1 protein-coding gene is annotated in these 622 nt (G+C 41.5%); it reads left to right on the top strand.

Annotation, left to right across the window (positions count from 1 at the left end; translation table 11 throughout):
- Positions 1 to 245: hypothetical protein (locus PORUE0001_RS10985; protein WP_039865837.1), on the top strand; the 245-nt coding region annotated here is incomplete at its 5' end.
- Positions 246 to 622 lie beyond the last annotated feature (377 nt).

Here is a 622-nt window from a genome sequence, read left to right on the forward strand (position 1 = left end):
TAAAAAGTGGGCTCATTTTAGCACCATCGAAGGAAATCGCCATTTCCTCGGTGAAGCCTTTTGAATCTCCAGCGAGGAAACGAAAAATTCATCGGAACTTCGAAATCTTTCTTCCGAAGTTTCATTTCATTCTTCCGAACTTTTATTTCCCGGTTCCGTGGAGAAATTTCGTTTCCTCCCTGGAGATTTCGTATTTCCTACCGAGGGGAGGGACGAGAGGGGAGAAGTTAGAGATTAGAAATTAGAAGTTAGACTTTAGAGGTTAGAAGATAGAAATCGGAGCTATCGGAACTATCGGAGGTGATCGGAGCTATCGGATAGGAGCAGTCCAAACTTCTAATCTCTAACCTCTAAAGTCTAACTTCTAATCTCTTCTTCTCCTGAAATTAAGACGACATTATAGTAGTTAATAGTAGGTATTTTGTATCTTTGTGGATCAAAGGAGATGTCTCGCATCGCAAAAGGTCGGTAGAGCGCTCTGAGAAGCCCTTCCCCTATACAGCTATTTGCCATGTCTAGACAGACCTACAGTAACTGATAACATCACTCAAGTAACCAAACGAACAAATATGTGGATCTTTAAATCATCAATCGGGAGAAAGTTCATCATGAGTCTCTCAGG

This window comes from Porphyromonas uenonis 60-3, assembly GCF_000174775.1.
GTDB lineage: Bacteria > Bacteroidota > Bacteroidia > Bacteroidales > Porphyromonadaceae > Porphyromonas > Porphyromonas uenonis_A.